The organism is Pseudomonas sp. NPDC086112 (assembly GCF_044746425.1).
Lineage (GTDB): Bacteria > Pseudomonadota > Gammaproteobacteria > Pseudomonadales > Pseudomonadaceae > Aquipseudomonas.
Genome location: NZ_JBIVCD010000018.1, coordinates 78,488 through 104,423 on the forward strand (window position 1 = coordinate 78,488; position 25,936 = coordinate 104,423).

The window sequence follows — 25,936 nt, forward strand, 5'->3', positions numbered from 1 at the left end:
GACAATGCCTCTGACTCGCAAAGCCTACCGCGCCGCCATTCTGCACAGCATCGCCGACCCAGCCGAAGTGGGTATCGAAGCCTCGTATGAGTATTTCGAAGACGGTTTGCTGGTGGTCGATAACGGCCAGATCAGCGCCATCGGCCACGCCAGCGAATTGCTGCCGAGCCTGCCGGCCGACATCGAGATCACCCATTATCAGGACGCGCTGATCACTCCGGGCTTCATCGATACCCACATCCACTTGCCGCAAACCGGCATGGTCGGCGCCTACGGCGAACAGCTTCTGGATTGGCTGAATACCTACACCTTCCCCTGTGAAAGCCAGTTCGCCGACAAGAACCATGCGGACGAAGTCGCGGACATTTTCATCAAGGAACTGCTGCGCAACGGTACCACCACGGCGCTGGTGTTCGGCAGCGTGCATCCGCAGTCGGTGAACTCGTTCTTCGAGGCCGCCGAACAGCTGGACCTGCGAATGATTGCCGGCAAGGTGATGATGGACCGCAACGCGCCGGACTACCTGACCGACACCGCCGAATCGAGCTACGTCGAAAGCAAGGCGCTGATCGAGCGCTGGCACGGCAAGGGTCGCTTGCACTACGCGGTCACTCCGCGTTTTGCACCGACCAGCACCCCGGAACAACTGACCCTCGCCGGCCAGTTGCTCAGCGAATATCCGGATCTGTACATGCAGACCCACATCAGCGAAAACCTCAAGGAAGTCGAGTGGGTCAAGGCGCTGTTCCCGGAGCTCAAAGGCTACCTGGACGTCTACGATCACTACCAATTGCTCGGTGAGCGCTCGGTGTTCGCCCACGGCGTGCACCTGTGCGACGACGAGTGTGCGCGGCTGGCGGAAACCGGCTCGGCGATCGCCTTCTGCCCGACCTCGAACTTCTTCCTCGGCAGCGGCTTGTTCAATCTGCCGATGGCCGAGAAGCACAAACTCAATGTCGGTCTCGGTACCGACGTCGGTGGCGGCACCAGCTTCTCGCTGCTGCAAACCCTGAACGAAGCCTACAAAGTCATGCAACTGCAAGGCGCGCGGCTGAGCCCGTTCAAGTCGCTGTACCTGGCCACCCTCGGCGGCGCCCGCGCGCTACGTCTGGAAGACAAGATCGGTACCTTGCAACCGGGCACCGACGCGGACTTCCTGGTGCTGGACTACAACGCCACGCCACTGCTCAGCTATCGCCTGAAACAGGCCAATAACATTGCCGAGACGTTATTTGTATTGATGACGCTGGGGGATGACCGGACTGTTCTGCAGACGTATGCGGCGGGGAGTCTGGTGCATCAGCGCTAGTTTTCTCCAAGCATAAAAAATCCCCCGTCGCTTTACAGCCCGGGGGATTTTTATTGCCAGTCAGAAAGCCTTCGCGGGCAAGCCTCGCTCCTACAAGGGCCACGCTGTACCTGTAGGAGCGAGGCTTGCCCGCGAAGGCTGCACCTCGGTCTATCAGAGTTTCGCGACCGGCCGCCCTGGCTTCTTGGTCTGCAACAAATGCGAAAACACCGCATGCAAATCATCCGACGCGCTTTCTTCGTCGAGGTTGAGCTTGCTGTCGATGTGATCCATGTGATGCATCATCAAATCCACCGCCAGCGTCGCGTCCCGCGCTTCGATCGCGTCGATCAACTGAGTGTGTTCATCGTAGGAACAGTGAGAACGGTTGCCGCTCTCGTACTGGGCGATGATCAACGAAGTCTGCGACACCAGGCTGCGCTGGAAGCTGATCAGCGGGGCATTTTTCGCCGCTTCGGCCAGTTTCAAGTGGAACTCGCCGGACAGACGGATACCGGCACCACGATCGCCACGGGAAAAACTGTCGCGCTCGTCGTTGACCATCTGCCGCAATTCGAGAAGTTGCTCGGCGGTGGCGTGCTGAACCGCCAATTCAGTGATCGCCCGCTCCACCAGACGCCGCGCCAGAAACACCTGACGGGCCTCTTCGACACTCGGGCTGGCGACGACAGCACCGCGATTCGGTCGCAGCAACACCACGCCTTCATGGGCCAGGCGCGACAGCGCGCGGCGAATGATGGTGCGGCTGACCCCGAAAATTTCCCCCAGCGCTTCTTCGCTCAACTTGGTGCCGGGCGCCAGACGCTGTTCGAGGATGGCCTCGAAGATATGCGCGTAGACCATATCGTCCTGGGTACCGCTGCGCCCGGCTTTGCCTGCTCGCGGTTGTTTCTTGAGGGGTTGCAACTGTTCGTTCATGGGCACTCGAGTCGGGAGAACTGCGGCGAATTGACCGTGACTGTAATACGGCACAGTGGGTCGCTGGCAAGTATCGCGTAAAAAACACCGCGATTGTACACAATGGAAGGTGGCAACACGACTGTACGGCTGTTTGTCGCCCTCGCTGTATCGCAACGACCGGTTACTTTTCAGTTTAGGCTTGAACGCAGAATCCGCAGCTCAACGCGATGCCCTGTAGGAGCGAGGCTTGCCCGCGAAGGCGTCGTGTCATTCAACATTGATATCGACTGACACGACGCCTTCGCGGGCAAGCCTCGCTCCTACAGGGTTCAGCGGCTACGGACATCTTTATCAGAACAAGGAACACCGATGTCATGACCGACGCCACGCACACGCAGCTTCGCCCTCTGACTGACACATCACCTTCGGCCATCGTCGCCGGGTTCATTGCCATGATGACCGGCTATACCAGCTCACTGGTGCTGATGTTCCAGGCCGGGCAAGCAGCGGGCCTGACCAGTGGGCAGATTTCGTCGTGGATCTGGGCGATCTCTATCGGCATGGCGGTATGCTCGATCGGCTTGTCCTTGCGCTACCGCACCCCGATCACCATCGCCTGGTCGACCCCCGGCGCGGCGTTGCTGATCACCAGCCTTGGCGGTGTCAGCTACGGCGAGGCGATTGGCGCCTATATAACTTGCGCGGTGCTGGTGACCCTCTGCGGCCTGACCGGCAGTTTCGAACGGCTGGTGAAAAAGATTCCGGCCTCATTGGCGGCGGCGTTGCTGGCGGGGATTCTGTTCAAGATCGGCAGCGAGATTTTCGTCGCCGCCCAGCACCGCACTGCGCTGGTCCTGGGAATGTTCTTCACCTATCTGGTGGTTAAACGCCTCTCGCCGCGCTACGCCGTGCTCGCCGCGCTGTTGATCGGCACTGTGCTGTCAGGATTCATGGGGTTGCTGGATTTCAGTGGCTTCCATCTGGAAGTCGCGACACCGGTCTGGACTACACCGCATTTCTCCCTGGCCGCGACCATCAGCATTGGCATTCCGCTGTTCGTGGTGGCGATGACCTCGCAGAACATGCCGGGTATCGCCGTATTGCGCGCCGATGGCTACAACGTGCCGGCCTCACCGCTGATCACCACCACCGGCATTGCCTCGTTGCTGTTGGCCCCCTTCGGCTCCCATGGGATCAACCTGGCTGCCATCAGCGCGGCGATCTGCACCGGGCCGCATGCCCATGAAGATCGCAACAAACGCTACACGGCCGCCGTCTGGTGCGGGATTTTCTACGGGATTGCCGGGGTGTTCGGCGCGACGCTGGCGGCGTTGTTTGCCGCACTGCCTAAAGAATTGGTGCTGTCGATTGCCGCGCTGGCGCTGTTCGGCTCGATCATCAATGGGTTGAGCATTGCCATGGCGCAAGTGCAGGAACGGGAAGCGGCGCTGATTACCTTTATGGTCACGGCGTCGGGGTTGACGCTGTTTTCCATCGGTTCGGCGTTCTGGGGGATTGTCGCGGGGGTGTTGACGCTGGTGATTCTGAACTGGCGCAAGGCCTGAGGGCGTCTTCGCGGGCAAGCCTCGCTCCTACAGGTTCAGCGTGAAGCCTTGTAGGAGCGAGGCTTGCCCGCGAAAGCATCCCCGAGATCAACATTGCAGGCCAAGCCATGCGCCTACAAAAAGCAGGCATAAAAAAACGGCGACCCTTGGGTCGCCGTTTTTTAGAACATCAAGCTACCGGATTGATCGGCTTTTCCGGGTACCAGACGTCGATCAGCGGGCTGACGGTTGCTTCGGTCAGTTCGCTGCGGCCTTTGAGCCAGGCTTCAACAGCGGCACGCTGCTCTTCGGAGACCGAGCCACGCTTTTGCAGGCAAACCAGACCGAAGTCGTCGCCGCCAACATAGCCCAGACCGTTGGCTTCCATGGCTTCTTTCAGGAACGCGTCGAGGAAAGCATCAATGGCTTCATCAGCCAAATCTTCTTTGAAATCCAGGTTCAGTTCGAAACCCAGCTCTTGAAATTCATCGACGCACAGTTTTTTGCGCAGACGCTGGGAACGGTTAGTCGCCATTGGAACAATCCTCATAAGTATTAACGGGCCGCACTTTAGCAGTTTAAGGCGCCGATTGCCCGTCCCAGAATGCCGCTACACCTACCGTCGGTAAAAAAATAGCGGATTAGACGACCGGGGTACGGCACAAGCTGTTGCACCTTGGGGCATAATGCCGACACTTTCATGACCGCTGAGGGAATTTATCTCCATGCCCTCGTCTTTTTTCCCCTCGGCTGTAGGGTTTTATTTCAAATGATCAAATCTTTGCGTCCATTGCTGCTGGCCAGCCTTCTTCTGCCCCTGGCCCTCCCCGTTTCCGCCGCCTCGATCAACACCGCCCTGTCGCCCAACGTCGAAAAGGCCCTCAAGGCCAGCAAACTGCAAGACAGTGCCCTGTCGCTGGTAATGATCCCGCTCAACGGCCCGGGCACCGCAACCATTCATAACGCTGATGTTTCGGTCAACCCGGCCTCGACCATGAAGCTGGTGACCACGTACGCCGCGCTGGAAATGCTCGGCCCGAACCACCAGTGGAAAACCGAGTTCTACACCGACGGCACCCTCAGCGGCGGCATCCTCAACGGCAACCTCTACCTCAAGGGTGGCGGCGATCCGAAGCTCAACATGGAAAAACTCTGGTTGCTGATGCGCGATTTGCGCGCCAACGGCGTGACCCAGGTCACCGGCGACCTGGTGCTGGACCGCGGCTTCTTCGTGCAACCACAACTGCCTGAATTCAACGACGACGGCAACGACGAGAACAAACCGTTCCTGGTCAAACCCGACGCGCTGCTGGTCAACCTCAAGGCCCTGCGCTTCGTGGCCCGCAACGACTCGGGCAAGGTCCTGGTGTCGGTCGAGCCGCCGATTGCCAGCATCCGCATCGACAATCAGGTCAAGGCGCTCAACTCCAAGCAATGCACCGGTGGCGTGCGTTACAACCCGGTGCCTCAGGCTGATGGCAGCGTCACCGTGACCGTTGGCGGCCAGTTGGGCGAAGGCTGCAGCTCCCAGACCTACCTGTCGCTGCTTGATCACGCGACCTACACCGCTGGCGCTGTGCGGGCGATCTGGAAGGAACTGGGCGGCAGCATCCAGGGCCAGGATCGTCTGGCACCGACGCCGAGCAACGCCAAGGTGCTGGCCCGGGCCTACTCGCCAGACCTGGCGGAAATCATTCGCGACATCAACAAATACAGTAACAACACCATGGCTCAGCAGTTGTTCCTGAGCCTGGGCCAGAAGTTCCGCACGGATGCCGACGGTGACGACGCCAAGGCAGCCCAGCGCGTGGTGCGTCAGTGGCTGGCGAGAAAAGGCATCACTGCGCCGCACCTGGTGATGGAGAACGGCTCCGGCCTGTCCCGCGCCGAGCGAGTGAGTGCCCGTGAAATGGCCGCGATGCTGCAAGCCGCCTGGCGCAGCCCGTATTCCGCCGAGTTCATCAGCTCGATGCCCATTGCCGGCACCGACGGCACCATGCGCAAACGCCTGAAGACCACCGCGATGCGCGGTGAAGCCCACGTCAAGACCGGCACCCTGAACACCGTGCGCGCCATCTCCGGCTACAGCCGCGACATCAATGGCAATACCTGGGCGGTGGTGGCGATCCTCAACGACAAGGCACCATTTGGCGCCTCCTCGGTGCTGGATCAGGTGCTGCTGGACCTGTATCGCCAGCCGAAACTGCCGGAAACGGCTTCGGTGTTGTAACCCGATCGTCCAGACACTGGAGATCAAAAAATGTGGGAGCGGGCTTGCTCGCGAATGCGGTGTGTCATTCAGCATTAATGTCGACTGATACACCGCATTCGCGAGCAAGCCCGCTCCCACAGGGTCCGCATGCTGTCCTAGCTCATCTGCCCCTCAACCCGATCCCTTCCCGCCTGCTTCGCCGCATATACCCCTGAGTCCGCCCGCAACAGCAGCGCATCCGCGCCCTCTCCGGCCCGCCAACTGGCAATCCCGAAACTCGCGGTGACGATCCCGACCTCGTCGATCGGCGCACTGCGCAACCCTTGCCACAACTCCACGGCCAGCACGTGGGCCTGTTCGCCGTTGATATCCGGACAGAGCACCATGAACTCTTCGCCGCCCAGGCGACAAAACACATCAGTGCACCGCAGGCGACCGCCAATGCGCTCGCACACGGCCTGCAATACCCGATCACCCACGGCATGACCGTGCTGATCATTGATGCGCTTGAAGTGATCGATGTCGAGCATGATCACCGACAACTCGCCACCGCCGCGCTCGACCCGCGCCATTTCGGTGGTCAGGCGCTCCTGGAAGTAGCGACGGTTATGGATCCCGGTCAGGGAGTCGGTCACTGACAGTGCGCGCAACTCCTCCTCCACGCGCTTGAGGTCGGAAATGTCCGAGATGAAACCATGCCATAGCACACCGCCACCGGGCAGTTCTTCAGGAGTCGCTTCACCGCGGACCCAGCGCAGACCACGCTGGGGCAATTGCACGCGGTACTCTTCACGCCAAGGGCTGAGGGTGTCCGCCGAGGCCAGGATCGAAGCGCGGACCCGACGCGCGTCCTGAGGATGAATCCGCGCGAACACCGCTTCGGCGTTGAGCAACAGCACGTCCGGCTCGAGTTCGTAGATATCGCGCATACCGTCGCTGGCGTAGATCACGCTGAAGCGCCCATCGAATTCCATCTTGAACTGGTAGATCCCGCCGGGCACATGGGCGCTGAGTTTCTTCAACAACAGGTCACGTGCCGCCAGGGCTTCGTGGACGCGCTTGCGCTCGGTGATGTCGATACAAATCGCCAGGTGCCCGACCCACAAGCCTTGCTCGTCGAGTACCGGGGTCGCCAGCATGTTCACCGTCAAGTGACTGCCGTCGTGGCGCACCAGCGTCCACTCACGGGCTTCGTGACCGCCCTCTTCCCCGCCTTCGACCAGCATCGCCTGACACGCCGGGATGGGCTTGCCATAGCGCGCGCTCAACTCGGCCGAGCGTGCTTCGAGTTCCCGGGGCAGGTGCAGGCTTTCCAGGGTCATATGGCCTACGACCTGAGCACTGGTGTAACCGAGCATTTGCTCTGCACCGGCATTGAAGGTGCTAATCACCCCACGCAAGTCGGTGGCGATAATCGCCACCTGAGTCGCGGCATCCAGCACACCGCGCAACTGGCCATGGGTGCCGCGCAACTCTTGCTCACGGTCGTGAAGTTCCTGGGTCCGCTGCTCCACCATTTTCAGCGCTCGCTGGCGCTGGCTGACCAACACATAGAGAAACACACTGAGCAGCAGGCTGAGCAAACCGCCGAGTACCACCAGGCTGGCCACTGAGGAATGGTTGGCTTTCAGGAACGCGGCGCTGGGACGCATATCCACTTGATAGTCATGGTCGGCCAGACGTAGCAAACGTGTGGAGGACAAGTCACTGGCCCCCGCCGTGTTGGTCGACTCATACAACACTTCATGCTGATCATCGGTGGACAAGTCGAGGATACGCACCGAGAGAGAGTCATGATTCTCTTCCGGCAGCCCGTCCGCCAACAACTGACGCATGCTGATCACCGCCATGACATAGCCGGCGGGCGCAGCATTGGGGATGTTCTGATGGATGACCGGAGCCACTAGCAACACGCCCCGCGAATAGGCGGGCTCGATGCCTACCAGATGCAACGGTTGCGACACGGCCATGCGGCCATTGCGATCGGCGCGTTCCAGGGTCGAACGGCGCAGGGGCTGGGCCAGCAGGTCGTAACCCAGCGGCGTGGGCAGTCGGCTTTGGGTTTGGGTGTAGAGCACGGGCACGTACTCATCTCGCAAGCCGGCTGGTTGCAACTGACCATCGGCGTTGAGTTCGCGAAAGGTGAAATCGCTCAATCCCTCTGCGCTCACCGCGCGTTCAAGTAGCGGTCGTTCAGTGCGGGAAACCCGAGGGGCCCAGGAGTAAGCCTGGGTGCGACGCAAAAGAGGTTTGGCATAACCGTCGAATTCCTCGCGGGACACCGATTCGGAATTGACGAAGAACCGACGCAGGCCGTCAAGGCGCTGCTCCTGATCTTCGAAACGTTCTTCGATACGGCTGTAACGTTCACTGGCGAGCAGCTGGAAACGTTGCCGCAATTGCTGATGAAATTGATTGAACGTCGCCCAGGCCAGCAATCCCGTGAGAATCCCGCCGACAAGCAATGCCAACAGTGCGACCAGCCAGGCCGAAACATCTTCGCGGATAAAACCCAGGATCTTGGGGCGCACGGCGTGCAGCGACATAGATACAACTCAAAACGCCAGGTGCCGGAAAAGCCCATTGGCCATGCATTGAGTTATAGCTATTAGCCACTAATTTGACCAGCACTGAAAGAACCCAAGAGCCTTTAAAAATCAAGGCTCTGGATCCAATCAGGCTCAAGTGTCAGCGAGCAGTGATCTTCCACGCACGGTGGATCTTGCCATTACGGGCGAAATCCGGATCGATGGTCTGGGCGGTGATTTCTTCAACGGCATAACGCTCGGTGAGGTTTTCCTCGAGCTGGAACTTGCGGAAGTTGTTGGAGAAGTACAACACCCCGCCCGGCGCCAGACGTGCCATCGCCAAGTCGATCAACTGCACCTGATCACGCTGCACGTCGAAGATCCCTTCCATGCGCTTGGAGTTGGAGAAGGTCGGCGGGTCGATGAAGATCAGGTCGTATTCGTCACGGCAGGCATCGAGCCAGACCATCACATCGCCCTGTTCCAGACGGTTCTTGTCGGAAAAACCGTTCAGCGACAGGTTGCGCCGCGCCCAATCCAGATAGGTTTTCGACAGATCGACGCTGGTGGTGCTGCGCGCACCGCCCTTGGCTGCATGAACGCTGGCGGTCGCTGTATAGCAATACAGGTTGAGGAAGCGCTTGCCGGCCGCCTCTTTCTGGATTCGCATGCGCATCGGCCGGTGGTCGAGGAACAGCCCGGTGTCGAGGTAGTCAGTGAGGTTCACCAGCAGCTTCACGCCGCCTTCGTTGACCTCATTGAACTTGCCCTGTGCGCTCTGGCGTTCGTACTGCTTGGTGCCGCTCTGACGCTCGCGACGTTTGACCACCACGCGGTTCTTGTCGATGTTCAGCGCCTGCGGGATCGCCGCCAGGGCATCGAACATCCGTGCCGAGGCTTTTTCCGGATCGATGGATTTCGGTGCAGCGTATTCCTGAACGTGGACCCAGTCGTGATACAGGTCGATGGCCATGGAATATTCCGGCATGTCGGCATCGTAGACGCGGTAGCAGTCGATACCTTCACGCTTGACCCACTTACCGAGGGCCTTGAGGTTTTTTTGCAGACGGTTGGCAAACATTTGCCCGCCTTCGCTCAAGCGCGGTTGCTCGATCACCACCGGGGCCGGCTTGATCGGGTTGCCGTTCTTGTTGTACTTCTCGTACTTGCCCGGCGCTTCGATGTTCGATGGAGCGTCGGATTCGGCCTGTTCGCGCTCGATCTGGCGCTGTTCCGGAGTGCGACGCTCGCCGGTGACAAACTGGTCCGGCGTGACCTTGATCAGCAGCAATTTGCACGGCAGGGCGCCGTTCCAGAACGAATACTGTTTGTGGCTGCGGATGCCCATGCGCTTGCCCAGGTCCGGGGCGCCGGTGAACACCGCCGCTTCCCAGTTCAAGCAGGCCTGACGCAGACGTTCGCCGAGGTTCTGGTAGAGGTAGAGCAGGCTCGCCTCATCGCCCAGACGCTCGCCGTACGGAGGGTTGCAGATCACCAGGCCTTTCTGGTTCTGGTCCGGGCGCGGCTCGAACGTCGCGACTTCGCCCTGGTAGATTTTGATCCACTCACTCAGGCCGGCACGTTCGACGTTATTGCGGCCCGGTTGAATCAGGCGTGGGTCAGCTTCGTAACCGCGAATCCACAGCGGTGGCTTGGCCAGACCGGCTGCGGCGCGTTCGGTGGCTTCTTCGTGGAGCTTTTTCCACAGCGCCGGCACGTGACCGAGCCAGGCGGTGAAACCCCACTGCTCACGACGCAGGTTCGGCGCCATGTCGGCGGCGATCATCGCGGCTTCGACCAGGAACGTACCGACACCGCACATCGGGTCAGCCAGTGCGCCACCATCGGCGGCAATCCGTGGCCAGCCGGAACGGATCAGAATCGCCGCCGCGAGGTTTTCCTTCAGCGGCGCAGCGCCCTGCTGCAAGCGGTAACCACGCTGGTGCAAGCTATGGCCGGAAAGGTCGAGAGACAAAATCGCTTCGCCACGGTCCAGGCGCAAGTGAATGCGCAGGTCCGGGTTGAGCTTGTCGATGGACGGACGATCGCCTTGGGGAGTGCGCAGTTTATCGACGATCGCATCCTTGACCTTCAAAGCGCCGAAGTGCGTGTTATCGATGCCCGAACCGTGACCGCTGAATTCGACGGCCAGGGTGCCATCGTTGAGCATGTGGTCTTGCCACTCGATATCCAGCACACCGTGGTAGAGGTCTTCGGCGTCTTTCATCGGGAAGCGCTTGAGCACCAGCAGCACCCGATTCGCCAGACGCGACCACAGGCACAGGCGATAGGCGGTTTCCATGGTGGCCATGCCGCGCACAGCCGAGGTGTGCTCACGTGCTTCCTCAAGGCCAAGCCCGACGGCTTCCTCGATGAGCAGGCCTTCAAGGCCTTTGGGGCAAGTGAGGAAGAGTTCGAAACGATCGGACATGGTAATTCCAGAGCCTTTAGCTAAGTGAACCGGCAACGCATTGCCGATCCGGTTTTCAATCAGGCGCTTTTCTAACAGAGCGCCCGCGTGGCACGAAGGTGTGCCGTCCCCACCCTGACTGCTCGGGTTAAAAGAGCTTAGATGCCAGGGCAGATAAAAAAGTTGATGCAACAAAATGTCATAAGTCGACCCTTCGTCGAATAGTCCCCAAGTGAACGGGTGTCATTCTCGTTAAAGGCCTCATCCCTCTCATCCCGCGCAGGGCCGATCATACCGGGGTTTGGCCAATAAACACGGGACAAACATCGTGTTACTTATGGCCATACCATCTTTATGGTTACGTTCTTATGACAAAACGATCATTCCCTCGGTGTGACGCATTGGTTAGAACTCAACTCAGGTTGACGTCGCAACGGCGTCAACACCTTGGCTCGCGACGCCGGCAGCGAGCCGCCAACGGCAGAATTTTTCTGCCTGACCTCGATTGAGGTCGACGCGATAAATACAGTCAACAAGTGAGGGAAACACCCTATGAGAAGACTTAAGCGTGATCCGTTGGAAAGAGCATTTTTGCGCGGATATCAATATGGCGTTGGTGGTAAATCCCGTGAGCTTTGCCCATTTACTCTACCGTCGGTACGCCAAGCCTGGATCAATGGCTGGCGCGAAGGACGCGGCGACAACTGGGACGGTATGACCGGCACTGCGGGAATCCACAGACTCAACGAACTTCACGCCGTCGGCTAATACAGGGCACACACTCCGACACGACAATCTGATTACGTAATGACTTAACCACGCACGTCCCATCCGGACGGCGGGCTTCGGCCCAGGGGCTCCTTCGAGGAGCCCTTTTTTATGCCTGCCAGAAACTCAATCTCGAGCTGCAAACACATTACCTGTGGGAGCGGGCTTGCTCGCGAAAGCGATTTAACATTCAAGATGATGTTGACTGACCCAACGCTTTCGCGAGCAAGCCCGCTCCCACAAGGTTCAGCGCAGGGCCGCTATGGCATCCACCGATTCACGAATCAGCGCCGGGCCTTTGTAGATGAAGCCGGAATAGAGCTGCACCAAACTCGCACCCGCGGCAATTTTCTCAGCCGCGTGCTTGCCTTCGGTGATGCCGCCCACGGCGATGATCGGCAGACGACCGGCCAGTTCCGCCGCCAGCACTTTAACGGTGTGCGTGCTCTTGTCGCGAACCGGTGCGCCGGACAACCCGCCCGCCTCGTCACCATGCTCCATGCCTTCGACGCCAACGCGGCTCAGGGTGGTGTTGGTGGCAATCACCGCGTCCATCCCGGTTTCGATCAACGCTTGGGCGACTTGAACGGTTTCTTCATCAGTCATGTCCGGCGCGATCTTGATCGCCAACGGAACATGCTTGCCGTGACGCAGGGCCAGTTCCGCCCGGCGGGTGGCCAGGTCGGCGAGCAATTGCTTGAGCGAATCACCGAATTGCAGGCTGCGCAGGCCCGGGGTGTTCGGCGAACTGACGTTGACCGTCACGTAGCTGGCGTGGGCATAGACCTTGTCCAGGCAGATCAGGTAGTCATCGACCGCACGTTCAACCGGCGTATCGAAATTTTTGCCGATGTTGATGCCCAGCACGCCCTTGTATTTGGCCGCCGCCACGCGAGCGAGCAAGTGATCGACGCCGAGGTTGTTGAAGCCCATGCGGTTGATGATCGCCTCGGCGTCCGGCAAGCGGAAAATCCGTGGTTTAGGATTACCCGGTTGCGGACGCGGCGTGATGGTGCCGATTTCGACGAAACCGAAACCCAATTGGGCAAATCCATCGATCGCCGCGCCGTTCTTGTCCAGACCGGCCGCCAAACCCACCGGGTTCGGGAACTCCAGGCCCATGACCGTTACCGGCAATTTAGCCGGTGCCTTGCACAGCAAGCCGTTAAGGCCCAAACGCCCGCCCGCGCCGATCAGGTCCAGGGACAGATCGTGGGAGGTTTCCGGGGAAAGTTTGAACAACAGCTGACGGGCCAGGGTGTACATGGGCAGGCTTGACTCGGTTGGCGATGAGAGGCGGCGATTATAGCCGTGCATCGGGTCCACAGGCGAGACGCGCAACAAAATCAGCCAGCGATGGCATATGCCTTGCACCAATCACAGGCATCAGCACTCATGCCAACGGCGGGATGAGTGGAAGGACAATGGCGTCGTCACCCGGCTTTGCCCACGCACAGGCCTTGGGACGACGCTTTTTTTTGGAAGGTGCGAAATCGATGAACGAACCATCAGCCGGCCCACTGGCCTGGGTCAACGGCAGCGATGCCCCGGAAAAGACTGAAATCAACCTCGGCTTCATGGCCCTGAGCGACTGCGCCTCAGTGGTGGTCGCCGCCACTCAGGGCTTTGCCCAACCCTACGGCCTGACCCTGAACCTCAAGCGCCAATCGTCCTGGGCCAACCTGCGGGACAAACTGGTCAGCGGCGAACTCGACGCCGCCCACAGCCTGTACGGCCTGATCTACGCCGTGCACCTGGGGATCGGCGGCGTAGCCTCCACCGACATGGCCGTGCTGATGGGCCTGAACCAGAACGGCCAAAGCATCAACCTTTCCCACGGCTTGCAGGCCCTGGGCGTGACCAGTCCTGAAGCACTGGACCGGCACGTGCACCAAAGTCGCCCAAAACTGACCTTCGCTCAGACTTTTCCCACGGGCACCCACGCCATGTGGCTGTATTACTGGCTCGCGAGTCAGGGCATTCATCCGTTGCAGGATGTCGACAGTGTGGTGGTGCCGCCGCCGCAAATGGTCGCGCACCTGCAAGCCGGGCGCATCGACGGTTTCTGCGTCGGCGAGCCGTGGGCGGCCAGTGCGGTGCAGCAGAATCTCGGGTTTACCATGGCCACCAGCCAGACCCTGTGGCCCGATCACCCGGAAAAAGTCCTCGGCTGCACCCGCACCTTTGTCGAGCAATACCCCAACACCGCACGGGCATTGGTGATGGCGATCCTCGAAGCCAGCCGATTCATCGAAGCCAGCCATGAAAATCGCCGCAGCACCGCGCAACTGTTGAGTGCGCCTGAGTATCTGGATGCACCGCTCGACTGCATCGAACCACGCTTGCTCGGTGACTACGCCGACGGTCTGGGCAATCGCTGGCAAGACCCGCACGCCATGCGTTTTCACGGTGGTGGCGAGGTCAATTTTCCGTATTTGTCCGACGGTATGTGGTTCATGACCCAGTTCCGTCGCTGGGGTTTGTTGCGTGACGACCCGGATTACCTAGGCGTGGCCCGTCAGGTCCAACAACTAGACTTATACCGTGAGGCCGCCACCGCTGTCGGTGTGCCCGCCCGGAGTCAGGAAATGCGCAGCAGTCAACTGATCGACGGCAAAGTCTGGGACGGCTCGGACCCGGCCGGCTATGCCCGCAGCTTCACGCTGCACGCCATGAGCGACAGCGCTCCCCTTCTCGCCAGCCGCTGACAGGAGCCTACGAATATGTTGCGTATCCTGCTGATCAATGACACTGCGAAAAAAGTCGGGCGCCTGAAGGCGGCTCTGACCGAGGCCGGGTTCGAGGTCATCGACGAGTCCGGCCTGACCATTGACCTGCCCGCGCGCGTCGAAACGGTGCGTCCGGACGTGATTTTGATCGATACCGAGTCACCGAGCCGCGATGTGATGGAGCAAGTGGTGCTGGTGACCCGTGACCAACCACGTCCGATTGTGATGTTCACCGACGAGCACGACCCCGACGTGATGCGCCGGGCGATCAAGTCCGGCGTCAGTGCCTACATCGTCGAAGGCATTCACGCACAACGCTTGCAGCCGATTCTCGACGTGGCCATGGCGCGCTTTGAAAGCGACCAGGCCCTGCGCGCGCAACTGCACGCTCGCGACCAGCAACTGGCCGAGCGCAAGCGCATCGAGCTGGCCAAGGGGCTGTTGATGAAGATGAAGGACTGCAACGAAGAAGAGGCCTACACCCTGATGCGCCGCCAGGCCATGAGCCGCCAGCAGAAGCTGATACAGGTGGCGGAGCAGATCATTGCCATGAGTGAGTTGCTTGGCTGAAGCCCTGCTGTGAATGATCGATCGCCTTCGCGAGCAAGCCCGCTCCCACATTTGATTCGTGTCGAACTTCAATGTCGTGAACGACACAATTCCCCTGTGGGAGCGGGCTTGCTCGCGAATGGCCGCGACTCGGTCTCCCTTGTTGGCACAGATCTCGCTAGGTAATCCCTGCAAGGTAACCAACGGCGGTTGCCCCACCTACGACGAAGACGTCGCTCACCTCATTCGCCCCCTGGCGGATCGGGTAGCGGCGTTTTTCCGTTTTGGCCCCAGAGACCGGGGCTGGTGGTGCGGCCGTTGCGGCGCCCCACCTGCAAGCTCATGACTCCTTCTTGATACGCCTGACAGCTGAGGTGCGCGATGAATTCAAGCTTCTGGAAATCCGGCCATACCCCGACACTGTTCGCAGCCTTCCTCTATTTCGATCTGAGCTTCATGGTCTGGTACCTGCTCGGCCCTTTGGCAGTGCAGATCGCCGCTGATCTGCACCTGACCACCCAACAACGCGGGCTGGTGGTGGCCACGCCGATTCTGGCCGGGGCCATATTGCGCTTTTTGATGGGCCTGCTGGCTGATCGTTTGTCGCCAAAAATCGCCGGGTTGATCGGCCAGGTGATCGTCATCTGCGCCCTGTTCGTCGCCTGGAAAGTCGGCATCCACAGTTACGAACAAGCGTTGTTGCTAGGCCTGTTCCTTGGCGTGGCAGGTGCGTCATTCGCCGTCGCCCTGCCATTGGCCTCGCAATGGTATCCGCCCCAGCACCAAGGCAAAGCCATGGGCATCGCCGGTGCCGGTAACTCGGGCACCGTCCTCGCTGCCTTGATCGCCCCGGTACTGGCCGCTGCATTTGGCTGGAGCAACGTGTTCGGCTTCGCCCTGATCCCGTTGGTCCTGACCCTGATCGTCTTCGCCTGGCTGGCCAAAAATGCACCGGAGCGCCCGAAACCCAAGTCCGTGTCAGACTATTTCAAGGCCCTGGGTGATCGCGACAGCTGGTGGTTCATGTTTTTCTACAGCGTGACCTTTGGCGGTTTCATCGGCCTGGCCAGCGCCCTGCCCGGCTACTTCAACGACCAGTACGGCCTGAGCCCGGTGACTGCCGGCTACTACACTGCTGCTTGTGTGTTCGGTGGCAGCCTGATGCGTCCATTGGGCGGCGCGCTGGCGGATCGCTTCGGCGGGATTCGCACCTTGCTGGCGATGTACACCGTGGCAGCGATCTGCATTGCAACGGTAGGTTTCAATCTGCCGAGTTCCTACGCCGCGTTGGCGCTTTTCGTGTGCACTATGCTCGGTTTGGGTGCAGGCAACGGTGCCGTATTCCAGTTGGTCCCGCAGCGTTTTCGTCGGGAGATCGGTGTGATGACCGGGCTGATCGGCATGGCCGGCGGTATCGGTGGCTTCGCACTGGCCGCCGGCATGGGCGCGATCAAGCAAAGCACCGGCAGCTATCAAATGGCCTTGTGGTTGTTCGCCAGCCTCGGCGTACTCGCCTGGTTTGGTCTGCATGGTGTGAAACGTCGCTGGAGAACCACTTGGGGTTCGGCAGCCGTTACCGCAGCACGGGTGTGAGGACTGAATGAGCCTGCAACTGAGCTTCGCCGAACACAGCGCCATCGGCCCCCGCGAGGAGAACCAGGACGCTGTGCGCCTGGTCACTCCGGCCCCGGCGCTGGCGGCAAGCAAGGGTTACCTGTTCGCCATCGCCGACGGTGTCAGCCAATGTGCCGATGGCGGGCTCGCAGCCCGTTCGACCTTGCAGGCCTTGGCGCTGGACTACTACGCCACCCCGGAAACCTGGGGCGTCGCCCAGGCATTGGACCGTCTGCTACTGGCGCAAAACCGCTGGTTGCAGGCGAACGGCGGCGGGCAACCGCTGCTGACTACCGTCAGTGCCTTGGTGATGCGCGGCAGGCGTTTCACTCTGGCTCATGTGGGTGATTGCCGGGTTTATCGCTGGCACGCCGACACACTGCAACGGGTGAGTGAGGATCACGTCTGGGACCAGCCGGGCATGCAGCATGTGCTCAAACGTGCCCTTGGGCTGGATCAACACCTGGTGCTGGACTTTCTCGATGGTGAACTGCGCCTGAACGAGAGTTTCGTGCTGCTCAGCGACGGCATCTGGGCCGTGCTGGGCGACACGGCCATTGCCGCGATTCTGCGCGATCAACCCGACCTGAACAGTGCCGCGCAGACCCTGGTCAACGCTGCACATCTGGCCGGCAGTCAGGACAACGCCAGCGCCCTGTTGGTGCGGGTCGATGCCCTCGGTGAAACCAGCATTGGCGACGCACTGATTCATCTGCAGCAATGGCCACTCCCGCCTGCGCTGAAACCGGGCCAGACTTTCGAAGGCTGGCAAGTCGAAGGAATCCTCGGCCAAAGCCAGCAATCGCTGCTCTACCGGGTGCGCGACGCACAACAACAGCCCTGGCTGCTGAAAACCTTGCCCAGTGCGCTCCGCGACGATCACCAGGCCGGGCAGGCGTTGTTGTCAGAGGAATGGTTTCTCAAACGTGTGGCCGGGCGGCATTTTCCTGAAGTCCATGCCGCCAGTCAGCGTCAGCATTTGTACTACGTGATGCGTGAATATTCCGGGTCTACCTTGGCAGAGCTGCATGAGCGTGTCGCTACGCTGCCATTGGCTCAATGGCTGGATCTGGCCGAACGCCTGCTGCGAGCCGTCGGCATACTGCATCGACGGCAAATTCTGCATCGCGATATCAAACCGGAGAACCTGCTGCTGGGGGACGACGGTGAGCTGCGCTTGCTGGATTTCGGCCTCGCCTACTGCCCCGGGCTGTCCGAAGATCAAGCCTGCGCCCTGCCCGGAACGCCCAGCTATATCGCGCCGGAAGCCTTTCGAGGTGATCCTCCTACACCACAACAGGATTTGTATGCGGTGGGCGTGACCTTGTATTACCTGCTGACCGGGCATTATCCCTACGGCGAAATCGAAGCATTCCAGCGCCCTCGGTTTGGTGTGCCTGTCAGCGCCAGTCGCTACCGGCCCGACCTGCCGGAATGGATTGCGCAAAGTCTGGAGCGCGCGGTGGCGGCAGCTCCGGATCAGCGCTTTGAAACGGCGGAAGAATGGTTGTTGCTACTGGAACAGGGAGAACGCCGCAGTTTGAGCGTGCGCCCCAGACCGTTGCTGGAGCGCGAACCGCTGAAAGTCTGGCGGACGTTGGCGCTGGCGTCGTTGCTGGTGAATCTGGTGCTGCTGTTTTTGCTGTTTCATGGTTGAGTTTTTCACTTCACCCAAAAGATCAAAAGATCGCAGCCTGCGCCAGCGCCTACGGGTGCCCACGATCTCCTGTAGGAGCTGGCGAAGCCTGCGATCTTTTGATCTTTTCTGCTTCAAAACCGGGCATGGCGCATTGAACCGGTGCACACAAACACCCTCCTCCCGTGCTGAGAGCCCATAAATTCGGCATTTGTGCGACTTGGCACAACCACTGCATTACCTTTCCCAACATACATAAAGCCCGGCCTTCAACGTAGAAGGCTGCGCTGCCCGAGAGAACGGGACAAGGACAAAGGCGTCCTCGCTAGTTAACTAGCGGGACGCCTTTTTTTGTTTGCGCAAAATTTTGTCGAGCAAGGCCTGAATGCCCTGATGAGGCAGGCCCGAGCTCCCCGGAGAACCTGATGAAAAAACTAAAACTGGTGATGATCGGCAACGGCATGGCCGGGGTACGTACCCTGGAAGAACTGCTCAAGCTGAGTAATGAGCTGTACGACATCACGGTCTTCGGCGCCGAACCCCATACCAACTACAACCGCATCCTGCTGTCGCCCGTACTGGCCGGCGAACAGACGTTCGAAGAGATCGTACTCAACGATCTGGACTGGTACCTGGAAAACAACATCAAGCTGCTGCTCAACCGTAAAGTGGTGGAGATCGACCGGGTCAAACGCCGGGTCATCGCCGAAGACGGCACCGAGGCCGAATACGACCGCCTGCTGATTGCCACCGGTTCGACCCCGTTCATCCTGCCGATCCCCGGTAATACCTTGCAGGGCGTGATCGGCTACCGCGACATTGCCGACACCCAGGCGATGATCGACACCGCCAAGACCCACAAGCATGCCGTGGTCATCGGCGGTGGCCTGCTGGGTCTTGAAGCCGCCAACGGCCTGATGCTGCGCGGCATGCACGTCACCGTGGTGCACATCGGCGAATGGCTGCTGGAACGGCAACTGGACAAAACCAGCGGCCAACTCCTGCAAACCGCCCTGGAAGCCCGAGGCCTGCATTTCCGTCTGTGCGAACAGACCCAGGCCCTGCACGACGCCGGCAATGGCCGGGTTGGCTCGGTTGAGTTCAAGAACGGCGACATCATCCCTGCCGACCTGGTGGTGATGGCCGCCGGTATTCGTCCCAACACCGAGCTCGCGGAAAAATCCGGCATCCCTTGCAGCCGCGGGATTCTGGTCAACGACACCCTGCAAACCTACGACCCTCGGGTCTACGCCATCGGCGAATGCGCCAGCCACCGTGGCATCGCCTATGGCCTGGTCGCGCCACTGTTCGAACAGGCTAAGGTGTGCGCCAACCACCTCGCCCAACTGGGTTTCGCCACCTACAAGGGTTCGGTGACGTCGACCAAATTGAAAGTCACCGGCATCGACCTGTTTTCCGCCGGCGACTTCATGGGCGGCGAAGGCACCGAGACCATCACCCTCTCCGACCCGATCGGCGGGGTCTACAAGAAACTGGTGATCAAGGATGACGTGCTGGTCGGGGCTTGTCTGTACGGCGATACGGCTGATGGCGGCTGGTATTTCCGGCAGATCCGTGAGAACCATGGCATCGGCGAGATCCGCGATCACCTTATGTTTGGAGAAAACGCTTTAGGTGATGTAGGACACCAGGGCCAGGACAAAGCCATGAGCATGGCCGACACCGCCGAAGTCTGCGGCTGCAATGGCGTGTGCAAAGGCACCATCGTCAAAGCCATTCAGGAACACGGGCTATTCAGCGTCGATGATGTGAAGAAACACACCAAGGCCGCCAGCTCCTGCGGTTCCTGCGCGGGCCTCGTCGAACAGATACTGATCAACACCGTGGGCGGCGCGGCAGACGTCAAGCCGAAAAGCGAGAAAGCCATCTGCGGTTGCAGTGACCTCAACCACGGGCAAATCCGCCAGGCCATCCGCGACCAGCACCTGCTGACCATCGCCGGCACCATGAGCTACTTGAACTGGCGCACCCCGAACGGTTGCGCCACGTGCCGTCCGGCGCTCAACTACTACCTGATTTCCACTTGGCCGGGCGAAGCCAAGGACGATCCACAATCGCGCCTGATCAACGAACGCGCCCACGCCAACATTCAGAAAGACGGCACTTACTCTGTAGTCCCGCGGATGTGGGGCGGTGTGACCAATCCTTCAGAGCTGCGGCGCATTGCCGACGTGGCCGACAAGTACAACGTGCCGATGGTCAAGGTCACCGGCGGCCAGCGTATCGACTTGCTGGGGATCAAAAAGCAGGACTTGCCGGGCGTCTGGAAAGACCTGGACATGCCGTCCGGCCACGCCTACGGCAAATCCATCCGCACCGTGAAAACCTGCGTCGGCAGTGAGTTCTGCCGCTTTGGCACCCAGAACTCCACGCAATTGGGCATCGAGCTCGAGCACGACCTGTTCAACATGTGGTCGCCGCACAAAGTGAAACTGGCCGTCTCCGGTTGCCCACGCAACTGCTCGGAAGCGGGGATCAAAGACGTCGGAATTATCGGCGTGGATTCCGGCTGGGAGATGTACATCGGTGGCAACGGCGGGATCAAAACCGAAGTCGCGGAGTTCTTCGTCAAACTGAAAACCGCCGAAGAAGTGCGCGAATACAACGGCGCTTTCCTGCAGCTATATCGCGAAGAAGCCTTCTACCTCGAACGCACCGTGCATTACCTACAACGGGTCGGCATGGAACACATCAAGAAAGCCGTGCTGGAAGACCCGGAACGGCGCAAGGCACTGAACGATCGCCTGCAATTTTCCCTGTCGTTCGAACAGGACCCTTGGAAGGAACGCCTCGAACAACCGCTGCTGAAAAAAGAATTCGAGGTCATTCCCGTGAAGAACCTGGAGGTGTCGGTATGAACTGGCTGGATATCTGCGCACTGGAAGAGATCAATACCCTTGGCTCGCGGATCATCGCGGGCCCGAAAGGCGACATCGCGATTTTTCGTACGAGCGACGATGAGGTTTTCGCCCTCGACGACCGCTGCCCGCACAAGGGTGGGCCACTGTCCCAGGGTTTGATATACGGCAAACGGGTGGCCTGCCCGTTGCACAACTGGCAGATCGATCTGGAAACCGGCGAGGCCCAGGCCCCGGATATCGGCTGCGCCCACCATCACTCGGCACGGGTCGAGAACGGCCGGGTGTTGCTGGCGCTACGGGAAGCAAGCTGATGGACCGTCAAATCACTGCCTCCACTTGCTGCTACTGCGGGGTCGGCTGCGGCGTGCTGATCGAGCACGACAGCGAGCGCATCCTCGGCGTCAGCGGCGATCCGGCGCACCCGGCCAACTTCGGCAAATTGTGCAGTAAAGGTTCGACCCTGCACCTGACTGGCGACCTGACGGCACGGGCGTTGTACCCGGAACTGCGCCTGGGCAAAGGCCTGGCCCGCAGCCGCACCGACTGGGACACGGCGCTCGATCACGCCGCCAGCGTCTTCGCCGAAACCATCGCCGAGCATGGCCCGGACAGCGTTGCGTTCTATATCTCCGGGCAGTTGCTGACCGAGGATTACTACGCCTTCAACAAACTGGCGCGGGCGCTGGTGGGCACCAACAACATCGACAGTAATTCACGGCTGTGCATGTCTTCAGCGGTGGTCGGCTACAAGCGCAGCCTCGGCGCCGATGCTCCGCCCTGCAACTACGAAGACCTGGAACTGAGCGACTGCGTGATGATCGTCGGCAGCAACATGGCCTACGCCCACCCGGTACTGTTTCGTCGCCTGGAAGAAGCCAAATCCCGCCGCCCACAGATGAAAGTCATCGTCATCGACCCACGGCGCACCGACACCTGCGATTTGGCTGACCTGCACCTGGCGATTCTGCCCGGCACCGATGTCGCCCTGTTCCATGGGATTTTGCACCTGTTGCTGTGGGAAGACTGGGTCGACCGCGATTTCATCAAGGCCCACACCGAAGGCCTGGCCGAACTGAAAAACCTGGTGCGCGATTACACCCCGACAATGGTGTCGCAACTCTGTGGCATCAGCGTCGAGCAACTGCAGCAATGCGCGCAATGGGTCGGCACTTCACCGAGCTTTCTGTCGCTGTGGTGCATGGGGCTGAATCAGTCCACTGCCGGCAGCGCGAAGAACAGCGCGTTGATCAACCTGCACCTGGCCACGGGACAAATCGGCCGGCCCGGTGCAGGACCTTTCTCGCTGACTGGTCAGCCAAATGCCATGGGCGGCCGGGAAACCGGCAGTTTGTCGAACCTGCTGCCAGGCCATCGCGAAGCGGCCAACGCCGACCACCGCGCACAAGTAGCCGACTACTGGGGCGTTGATCAACTGCCCGCGAACACCGGCCTGACGGCCATCGAGCTGTTCGAGCAGATGCGCAGCGGCAAGATCAAAGCCCTGTGGATCGCCTGCACTAACCCTGCACAGTCGCTGCCGGACCAGACCGCTGTGCGCGAGGCACTGCAAGCCTGTCCGTTCGTGGTGTTGCAGGAAGCCTTTCGCACCACCGAAACCGCCGCGTTCGCCGACCTGCTGTTGCCCGCCGCCAGTTGGGGTGAAAAGGACGGCACGGTCACCAACTCCGAACGGCGCATTTCCCACGTCCGTCAGGCCATCGGCGCACCCGGTGAAGCACGGCCCGACTGGTCGATCACCGTGGATTTCGCACAGCGCCTGGAAAAACATCTGCGCCCTGGAGCCACCAGCCTGTTTGCCTTTGAAACCCCGGCGCAGGTCTTCGACGAATACAAACACCTGACTCGCGGCCGCGACCTCGACCTCTCCGGAATCAGCCATGCGCTGATCGACCAGCTCGGCCCGCAGCAATGGCCCTTCCCCGCCGGGGCCCGCGAAGGCACGGCGCGGCTGTATCTCGACGGAGTTTTCCCGACCGCCAGCGGGCGTGCACAGTTCATCACCGACCCGTATCGCGCCGCCAAGGAGCAACGCGATGCGCGCTTCCCCCTGACCCTGATCACCGGCCGGCTGCGCGATCAATGGCACGGCATGAGCCGCACCGGCACCGCCGCGCAGCTATTCGGCCATGTCAGCGAAGCCGTGTTGAGCCTGCACCCGGATGAACTGCGTCGGCATCGCCTGCAACCTGGCGACCTGATCAATCTGAAAAGTCGCCGGGGCTCGGTGATCTTGCCAGTCAGCAGCGATGACAGCGTACGTCCGGGCCAGGCATTTCTGCCGATGCATTGGGGCGACCGCTTTCTCAAGGGCGGCGTGAATACCCTCACCCTCCCCGCCTTCGACCCATTGTCGAAACAACCGGAACTCAAACACAGCGGTGTGCGACTCGAGCCTGTGCAATTGCCCTGGCAGCTTTTCGCTCTGATAGAGGGTGATGTTCAACAGCATTTGGAGACGCTACGACCGCTCTGCGAGGCGTTTTCCTACGCAAGCCTCAGCCTGACCGGCCGTGAGCGTCCTGCACTGCTGATACGCGCTGCCAGCGCCACCGCGCCAGACCCGCAGTTGTTGCGTGATATCGATCAGTGCCTGGGGCTCAACGACGGCCCGGTATTGGCCTACGACGATCCTCGGCGCTCGATCGGCAAGCGGGTACGGATCGAGGACGGTCGGATCACCGCGATTCGCCTGGCCGGTGAAACGTTGGCCCAACACTGGCTGCAAAGTCTGTGGCTCGAAGGTCGCGCCGACGAACAGCTACGCCGTTGGCTGCTGGCGCCTTTGAGTGCGCCACCGGGCAGCGCTGGCGGACCGGCATCGGGCACCAAAACCCTGTGCAACTGCATGAACGTCAGCCAGAACGCGGTGTGTGCCGGCATTGGTCGTGGCCTGGATTTGCAGGGTTTGAAACAAGAACTGGGTTGTGGCACGCAATGCGGCTCCTGCGTCCCGGAAATCAAGCGTTTGCTGGCCGCCACCGCGCAGCCAGTCGCCGTCATCTCGTGAGGAAAACACTATGAGCGCAAAAGTCTGGCTGGTGGGTGCGGGTCCGGGCGACCCTGAATTGCTGACCCTCAAGGCGGTTCGAGCGTTGCGCGAAGCGGACGTGGTGCTGATCGACGATCTGGTCAATGAGGCGGTGCTGGAGCATTGCCCGAATGCGCGAATCATTCCTGTGGGTAAGCGCGGTGGCTGTCGCTCCACGCCTCAAGCCTTTATTCATCGCCTGATGTTGCGTTATACCCGCCACGGCAAATGCGTGGTGCGGCTCAAGGGCGGTGATCCGTGCATCTTCGGGCGCGGCGGTGAAGAAGCGCAGTGGCTGCGTGAGCGTGGCGTCGAGGTTGAACTGGTCAATGGCATCACCGCTGGCCTTGCCGGCGCGACCCAATGCGATATTCCGCTGACGCTGCGGGGCGTCGCGCGTGGCGTGACACTGGTCACCGCGCACACTCAAGATGACAGCAGCCTGAACTGGCAGGCCCTGGCACAAGGGGGCACAACACTGGTGATTTATATGGGCGTGGCAAAACTCAGTGAAATTCGTGAGCAACTGCTGGCCGGCGGAATGGCTGCCGATACGCCTGTGGCGATGATCGAAAATGCTTCCCTGCCGCACCAACGGGAATGTCGGAGCGACTTGGCAGCCATGGAAGACGATGCCAGTGACTTCCAGCTCAAAAGCCCGGCGATTCTGGTGATCGGTGCAGTGGCGGCCTGCGATGAGATCAAAAGATCGCAACCTGCGGCAGCTCCTGCATTGGCTCGGTGTTTATCTTTGTAGAGATCAAAAAGATCGCAGTCTGCGGCGGCTCCTACATGGATTTGGCATTTATCCCTGGAGCTGCCGCAGGCTGCGATCTTTTAGAAACAACGCAAAACCAACGCTGCAACCCAAATCGCAGACAAAGAAAAGCCCGGCCTAAGCCGGGCTTTTCCAGAGCTGCGAGCTAATTACTTAGCGCTAGCTTCAACCTGCGCTTCTACGCGACGGTTTACAGCGCGACCAGCGTCAGTTTTGTTGTCAGCAACTGGGCGGGATTCGCCGTAGCCAACAGACTGAACGCGGGACGATTCAACACCGTACTGGTTGGTCAGAACTTGCTTAACGGCGTTTGCACGACGCTCGGACAGTTTCTGGTTGTAAGCGTCTGGACCGACGGTGTCTGTGTGTTCTTCAACAGTAGTAGTGGTGGATGGGTACTGCTTCATGAAGTCAGCCAGGTTTTTGATGTCGCCGTAGCTGTTGGCTTGACTACCGACTTGTCGAAGTCGAACTTCACGTCCAGCTCAACACGAACAACTTCAGCAACTGCTGGGCAGCCATCAGCGTCAACAGTTACGTTGGCTGGGGTGTCCGGGCACTTGTCAACGTTGTCGCAAACGCCATCGTTGTCGCTGTCAGCGCAAACTTCAGCTGGTGCTGGAACTGGAGCAGCAGCAGGCTTGGAGCCGCCACCGAAGTTCACACCGATACCGACGCTAGGAGCCAACTCGGTGTCGCCCTGGTCGATGTTGTATTGAGCTTCAACGCCAGCACGGGCGTAGAAGTTGTCGGTGAAGTACAGCTTGGCACCGCCGCCAACGTTGGCGAAGGTGGAACCGTTACGACCACCGGAACCGTTCTGACCGATGCTCTGGTCGGAGAAGCCAGCCGATACGTACGGACGCAGCATGTCGCCCGGGTTGTTGAAGTGGTACAGGGCGTCCAGAGCGGTGTTAGCGCCCTTGATGTTACGACCGTCGTCGGAACGCACGTTGTGCACTTCGTCGTAGGCCAGACGCAGTTCAACGTCGTCGGTCAGGAAGTAACCGATCGAACCGCCGAACAGG

17 protein-coding genes and 1 pseudogene are annotated in these 25,936 nt (G+C 60.3%); 12 read left to right on the forward strand and 6 right to left on the reverse strand.

Features of this window, described 5'->3' with window-relative positions:
- Positions 1-4 precede the first annotated feature (4 nt).
- Positions 5-1,309 carry a guanine deaminase gene (gene guaD / locus ACIPLA_RS15090; RefSeq protein WP_401173808.1) on the forward strand — a complete coding sequence of 435 codons (1,305 nt, stop codon included), beginning with the start codon at positions 5-7 and terminating at the stop codon, positions 1,307-1,309.
- A 153-nt stretch (positions 1,310-1,462) separates the two neighbouring features.
- Here guaD and ACIPLA_RS15095 read toward each other — a convergent pair whose 3' ends face one another.
- Positions 1,463-2,227, reverse strand: a complete 765-nt coding sequence (locus tag ACIPLA_RS15095) for a GntR family transcriptional regulator (protein ID WP_218394340.1) — start codon at positions 2,225-2,227, stop codon at positions 1,463-1,465.
- Positions 2,228-2,583: 356 nt separating this feature from the next.
- Between ACIPLA_RS15095 and ACIPLA_RS15100 the strand changes: the two genes are divergently transcribed.
- A complete protein-coding gene (locus ACIPLA_RS15100) occupies positions 2,584-3,774 on the forward strand; it encodes a benzoate/H(+) symporter BenE family transporter (protein ID WP_218394339.1) in 1,191 nt (396 codons plus the stop codon).
- 169 nt (positions 3,775-3,943) lie between these two features.
- Here ACIPLA_RS15100 and ACIPLA_RS15105 read toward each other — a convergent pair whose 3' ends face one another.
- Complete coding sequence (locus tag ACIPLA_RS15105) at positions 3,944-4,288, reverse strand: YggL family protein (protein WP_007896965.1); 345 nt, start codon at positions 4,286-4,288, stop codon at positions 3,944-3,946.
- Between the two features lie 234 nt (positions 4,289-4,522).
- Here ACIPLA_RS15105 and dacB point away from each other — a divergent pair, with 234 nt between their 5' ends.
- Positions 4,523-5,983: a D-alanyl-D-alanine carboxypeptidase/D-alanyl-D-alanine-endopeptidase gene (gene dacB / locus ACIPLA_RS15110; protein ID WP_218394338.1), complete on the forward strand. Its 1,461-nt coding sequence runs from the start codon at positions 4,523-4,525 to the stop codon at positions 5,981-5,983.
- Between the two features lie 137 nt (positions 5,984-6,120).
- Here dacB and ACIPLA_RS15115 read toward each other — a convergent pair whose 3' ends face one another.
- The gene (locus tag ACIPLA_RS15115) at positions 6,121-8,511 is read right to left on the reverse strand and encodes a diguanylate cyclase (protein ID WP_401173813.1); all 2,391 of its coding nucleotides are present in this window, start codon (positions 8,509-8,511) and stop codon (positions 6,121-6,123) included.
- Between the two features lie 142 nt (positions 8,512-8,653).
- On the reverse strand, positions 8,654-10,924 hold the full coding sequence (rlmKL, locus tag ACIPLA_RS15120) for a bifunctional 23S rRNA (guanine(2069)-N(7))-methyltransferase RlmK/23S rRNA (guanine(2445)-N(2))-methyltransferase RlmL (RefSeq protein ID WP_063343018.1): 2,271 nt from the start codon (positions 10,922-10,924) through the stop codon (positions 8,654-8,656).
- A 531-nt stretch (positions 10,925-11,455) separates the two neighbouring features.
- On the opposite strand from rlmKL, the gene rmf reads away from it, so the two are divergent.
- Complete coding sequence (gene rmf, locus ACIPLA_RS15125; protein ID WP_003223300.1) at positions 11,456-11,671, forward strand: ribosome modulation factor; 216 nt, start codon at positions 11,456-11,458, stop codon at positions 11,669-11,671.
- 246 nt (positions 11,672-11,917) lie between these two features.
- On the opposite strand, the gene ACIPLA_RS15130 is transcribed toward rmf, so the two are convergent.
- Positions 11,918-12,937, reverse strand: a complete 1,020-nt coding sequence (locus ACIPLA_RS15130) for a quinone-dependent dihydroorotate dehydrogenase (RefSeq protein ID WP_218394336.1) — start codon at positions 12,935-12,937, stop codon at positions 11,918-11,920.
- 230 nt (positions 12,938-13,167) lie between these two features.
- On the opposite strand from ACIPLA_RS15130, the gene ACIPLA_RS15135 reads away from it, so the two are divergent.
- The 8 genes from ACIPLA_RS15135 to cobA all read left to right on the forward strand — a co-directional run bounded on the left by ACIPLA_RS15135 (position 13,168) and on the right by cobA (position 24,887).
- Positions 13,168-14,379 carry a CmpA/NrtA family ABC transporter substrate-binding protein gene (locus ACIPLA_RS15135; protein WP_192342519.1) on the forward strand — a complete coding sequence of 404 codons (1,212 nt, stop codon included), beginning with the start codon at positions 13,168-13,170 and terminating at the stop codon, positions 14,377-14,379.
- A gap of 15 nt (positions 14,380-14,394) precedes the next feature.
- The gene (locus ACIPLA_RS15140) at positions 14,395-14,970 is read left to right on the forward strand and encodes an ANTAR domain-containing response regulator (protein WP_008006986.1); all 576 of its coding nucleotides are present in this window, start codon (positions 14,395-14,397) and stop codon (positions 14,968-14,970) included.
- Between the two features lie 360 nt (positions 14,971-15,330).
- Positions 15,331-16,542, forward strand: a complete 1,212-nt coding sequence (locus tag ACIPLA_RS15145) for a NarK/NasA family nitrate transporter (RefSeq protein ID WP_192342518.1) — start codon at positions 15,331-15,333, stop codon at positions 16,540-16,542.
- A 7-nt stretch (positions 16,543-16,549) separates the two neighbouring features.
- Positions 16,550-18,220: a protein kinase gene (locus ACIPLA_RS15150; RefSeq protein WP_401173819.1), complete on the forward strand. Its 1,671-nt coding sequence runs from the start codon at positions 16,550-16,552 to the stop codon at positions 18,218-18,220.
- A gap of 404 nt (positions 18,221-18,624) precedes the next feature.
- Positions 18,625-21,078: a nitrite reductase large subunit NirB gene (gene nirB, locus ACIPLA_RS15155; protein ID WP_401173822.1), complete on the forward strand. Its 2,454-nt coding sequence runs from the start codon at positions 18,625-18,627 to the stop codon at positions 21,076-21,078.
- Complete coding sequence (gene nirD / locus ACIPLA_RS15160; RefSeq protein ID WP_007902067.1) at positions 21,075-21,392, forward strand: nitrite reductase small subunit NirD; 318 nt, start codon at positions 21,075-21,077, stop codon at positions 21,390-21,392. The genes nirB and nirD overlap by 4 nt, the downstream gene beginning before the upstream one ends.
- Positions 21,392-24,109, forward strand: coding sequence for a molybdopterin-dependent oxidoreductase (locus tag ACIPLA_RS15165; RefSeq protein WP_401173825.1), 2,718 nt, complete (start codon positions 21,392-21,394; stop codon positions 24,107-24,109). Before nirD ends, ACIPLA_RS15165 begins: the two co-directional genes overlap by 1 nt.
- 10 nt (positions 24,110-24,119) lie before the next feature.
- Positions 24,120-24,887 (forward strand): uroporphyrinogen-III C-methyltransferase, encoded by a 768-nt coding sequence (cobA, locus tag ACIPLA_RS15170; protein WP_218394331.1) that lies wholly within the window; start codon positions 24,120-24,122, stop codon positions 24,885-24,887.
- A 170-nt stretch (positions 24,888-25,057) separates the two neighbouring features.
- Here the strand turns inward: cobA and ACIPLA_RS15175 are convergent.
- Positions 25,058-25,936, reverse strand: a pseudogene (locus ACIPLA_RS15175) (OmpA family protein); the annotation flags it as partial.